This is a genomic window from Streptococcus oralis (assembly GCF_001579525.1).
Lineage (GTDB): Bacteria > Bacillota > Bacilli > Lactobacillales > Streptococcaceae > Streptococcus > Streptococcus oralis_M.
Map to the genome: position 1 here is coordinate 1 of NZ_KQ970791.1, position 4,550 is coordinate 4,550.

At 42.5% G+C, this 4,550-nt stretch carries 1 protein-coding gene; it reads left to right on the forward strand.

What is annotated here, in order from left to right; genetic code table 11:
- Positions 1-271: 271 nt before the first annotated feature.
- Positions 272-4,550, forward strand: a 4,279-nt coding sequence (locus tag SORDD25_RS06440) for an LPXTG-anchored SHIRT domain periscope protein (protein WP_153014482.1), incomplete at its 3' end; no start/stop codon positions are given.

Here is a 4,550-nt window from a genome sequence, read left to right on the forward strand (position 1 = left end):
TATATTAATGTTTATGTGTAGCTTGAGTACGTTATGAAACTCATGGAGTGATAATAGATTCAACAATAAAACAGCTATTTACATAGTGTAAACGCCTGTTCTGAAATTTTGATATTTTAATTATTCTCACCGAAAATTGACAATCTGGAAATACAAAATAATAAATTTTTATCTATAATCTGCTTTTAATTTCCCTTTTTTTGTGTTAAAATTGAGATGAATATTTCTTTTGAAATAATCAAATAATCATTTTTAGTTTTGGAGGTACATTATGAAATGGAAATATCGCATGAGAATGCCTTTTTCTACTATTTTCAGTAGAAAAAAACAGGCTTTTCTCGGACTAGTCGTTTTACTTTTTTCTATTTTTCTTCTTCCGCTTCAATCTTATGCGGCTTTAGAAGAAATAAAAAATGGAACGGATATCTCAACCTTGGATATTCGTAAGTTTAATTTGAACATCAACAATTTTAGTGTTTTATCTAAATCACAGGCTGTTGATCAGTTTCATTTATCGAATCCCCACTATGAATATCTCTGGGGTGCTGCCTATCCAGGCGAGATGGAGAACTTTACTCTTAAAGTAGATAAAAGTAAAAAGCAGGATCAAGTTTTTGAAAATCCTCTTTCTCTAAAATTCACAAATATTGGGACAGTTAATGGTAAGCAAGTAGATGCTTACTTAAAATTCAATAAGGTAACTCTTCACTATCTAAACACTGCTCAAGCAGAGTCTGAAATGAATAGTACTCAAAAATCTACTGTTGAATTTTTCTCAATTTCTGAATTATGGGAAAGTAGTGCTTTTGAAATTGGTAATGTTCCTTACGTAGATGCGAATCATGATTACATCATGAATAAAGCATTTTGGATTGATGCTGATGTAACAGCCGAGTTGAGTTATGCAGATGGTTCAGAGACAGATTTGAAGTTGGTCATGAAACCAACGGATATCGATGCAATGGATGCAAATAACTTGAAGGAAACCTTCTATATTAAAGGTTATCAAAATGATGTTAATCTTCGTCTGATGAACAATGCCAATGTTTTGAAACAGGAAGACCAAGGAGAACGAACTGCTTGGATTGCGACTCAGATTACAAGTGGTAGCTATTCTGAGAACAATATCTCTGGTTTCGCCCTTCGATCGAATAGTAATAGGATGAATTTTGCTTATTCATCAACAGAGGTTGCTTCGGCCGTCTTTGGTCTCTATGTTGAAAAACTTGATCCTAGCCCTGTTCTAGAAGTTGATCCTACAGAGATTCCAGCTAAAGAGGGGCAAAATATCACTTATAAAGCAAGGTTTAAAGTTCCGGTTCCTGGCAAAGATCTCTTAGCAGCGCCTTCATCTATCGAAATGGTTCAGAATTTTGATGAGCGCCTTGATTATCAAGGACTTAAAGTGGAATCAGGTGGAGTGACTCTACAGGAAGGGCGTGATTATACTATTGAAAAGAATGGCCAAACTGTTACTGTTAAAATGACACCTGAATACATAAAAGCAAATTCTTCTGCTGAAATTATTGTAACTTATAATACTACTACAAACAAAAAAGTAGAAGAAAAAGGTCCTGAAAAGATTGACAATACTGTAACATTGCATGTTGATAATTTATCAGCTCCTTCTAATCAGGTAAGCACTGCCCTTCTTTATGAAAAACATCATGAGTTTGTGAGTGGGACTCCAGGTAAAGAGCTTCCACAAGAAGTGAAAGACTTGCTTCCGGCGACGGATAAGAACTTGGCTAATGGTAGTCAAGTAACTCCAACGCAACCAAGTCAAACAGAAGTGAAGACGTCAGAAGGTACATGGAGCTTCAAGTCATACGATAAGACCTCTGACACCATTAATGGAGCGGATGCTCACTTCGTCGGTACTTGGGAATTCACCCCAGCTCCAACTTACAAGGCGACTCACGAGTTTGTTAGTGGAACTCCAGGTAAAGAGCTTCCAAAAGAAGTAAAAGACTTGCTTCCAGCAGACCAAACAGACTTGAAAGACGGTAGTCAAGCGACTCCGACACAACCAAGTCAAACAGAAGTGAAGACGGCAGAAGGTACATGGAGCTTCAAATCATACGATAAGACCTCTGACACCATTAATGGAGCGGATGCCCACTTCGTCGGTACTTGGGAATTCACTCCAGCTCCAACCTACAAGGCGACTCACGAATTTGTCAGCGGAATGCCAGGAAAAGAGCTTCCACAAGAAGTAAAAGACTTGCTTCCAGCAGACCAAACAGACTTGAAGGACGGCAGTCAAGCGACTCCGACACAACCAAGTCAAACAGAAGTGAAGACGGCAGAAGGTACATGGAGCTTCAAGTCATACGATAAGACCTCTGACACCATTAATGGAGCGGATGCTCACTTCGTCGGTACTTGGGAATTCACCCCAGCTCCAACTTACAAGGCAACACACGAATTTGTTAGCGGAACGTCAGGTAAAGAGCTTCCAAAAGAAGTAAAAGACTTGCTTCCAGCAGACCAAACAGACTTGAAGGACGGTAGTCAAGCGACTCCAACTCAACCAAGTCAAACAGAAGTGAAGACGTCAGAAGGCACATGGAGCTTCAAGTCATATGATAAGATATCGGAAACCATCAATGGAGCGGATGCCCACTTCGTCGGTACTTGGGAATTCACCCCAGCTCCAACTTACAAGGCAACACACGAATTTGTCAGCGGAACGCCAGGCAAAGAACTTCCGCAAGAAGTGAAAACCTTGCTTCCAGCAGACCAAACAGACTTGAAAGACGGTAGTCAAGCGACTCCGACTCAACCAAGTCAAACAGAAGTGAAGACCGCAGAAGGTACATGGAGCTTCAAGTCCTATGACAAGGCATCAGAAACTATCAATGGAGCGGATGCTCACTTCGTCGGTACTTGGGAGTTTACCCCATCCCCAACTTATAAAGCTACTCACGAGTTTGTCAGTGGAACGCCAGGTAAAGAGCTTCCGCAAGAAGTGAAAACCTTGCTTCCAGCAGACCAAACAGACTTGAAAGACGGTAGTCAAGCGACTCCGACTCAACCAAGTCAAACAGAAGTGAAGACGTCAGAAGGCACATGGAGCTTCAAGTCCTATGACAAGACATCAGAAACCATCAATGGAGCGGATGCCCACTTCGTTGGTACTTGGGAATTCACCCCAGCGCCAACTTACAAGGCAACACATGAATTTGTAAGCGGAACGCCAGGAAAAGAACTTCCGCAAGAAGTGAAAACCTTGCTTCCATCAGACCAAACAGACTTGAAAGACGGTAGTCAAGCGACTCCGACTCAACCAAGCCAAACAGAAGTGAAGACGGCAGAAGGTACATGGAGCTTTAAGTCCTATGACAAGACTTCAGAAACCATCAATGGAGCGGATGCCCACTTCGTAGGCACTTGGGAATTCACCCCAGCGCCAACCTATAAGGCAACTCACGAGTTTGTCAGCGGAACTCCAGGTAAAGAACTTCCACAAGAAGTGAAAACCCTACTTCCAGCAGATCAAACAGACTTGAAAGATGGCAGTCAAGCAACGCCAACACAACCAAGTCAAACAGAAGTTAAGACAACTGAAGGTACTTGGAGCTTCAAGTCCTATGACAAGGCATCAGAAACCATCAATGGAGCGGATGCTCACTTCGTCGGTACTTGGGAGTTTACCCCATCCCCAACTTATAAAGCTACTCACGAGTTTGTCAGTGGAACTCCAGGTAAAGAACTTCCACAAGAAGTGAAGGATCTGCTTCCAGCAGACCAAACAGACTTGAAAGACGGTAGTCAAGCGACTCCGACTCAACCAAGTCAAACAGAAGTGAAGACAACAGAAGGTACCTGGAGCTTTAAGTCTTATGACAAGGCATCAGAAACCATCAATGGAGCGGATGCCCACTTCGTCGGTACTTGGGAATTCACCCCAGCTCCAACTTACAAGGCAACACACGAATTTGTAAGCGGAACTCCAGGTAAAGAGCTTCCGCAAGAAGTAAAAGACTTGGTTCCAGCAGACCAAACAGACTTGAAAGACGGTAGTCAAGCGACTCCAACGCAACCAAGCCAAACAGAAGTGAAGACCGCAGAAGGTACCTGGAGCTTTAAGTCTTATGACAAGGCATCAGAAACCATCAATGGAGCGGATGCTCACTTCGTCGGTACTTGGGAATTCACCCCAGCTCCAACAGTGACTCATAAAGCAGTTCACGAGTTTGTCAGTGGAACCCCTGGTAAAGAACTTCCACAAGAAGTGAAAACCTTGCTTCCAGCAGACCAAACAGACTTGAAAGACGGTAGTCAAGCGACTCCAACGCAACCAAGTCAAACAGAAGTGAAGACAACAGAAGGTACCTGGAGCTTTAAGTCTTATGACAAGGCATCAGAAACCATCAATGGAGCGGATGCTCACTTCGTCGGTACTTGGGAATTCACCCCAGCTCCAACAGTGACTCATAAGGCAGTTCACGAGTTTGTCAGCGGAACTCCAGGTAAAGAACTACCACAAGAAGTGAAAGCCTTGCTTCCAGCAGACCAAACAGACTTGAAAGACGGTAGTCAAGCGA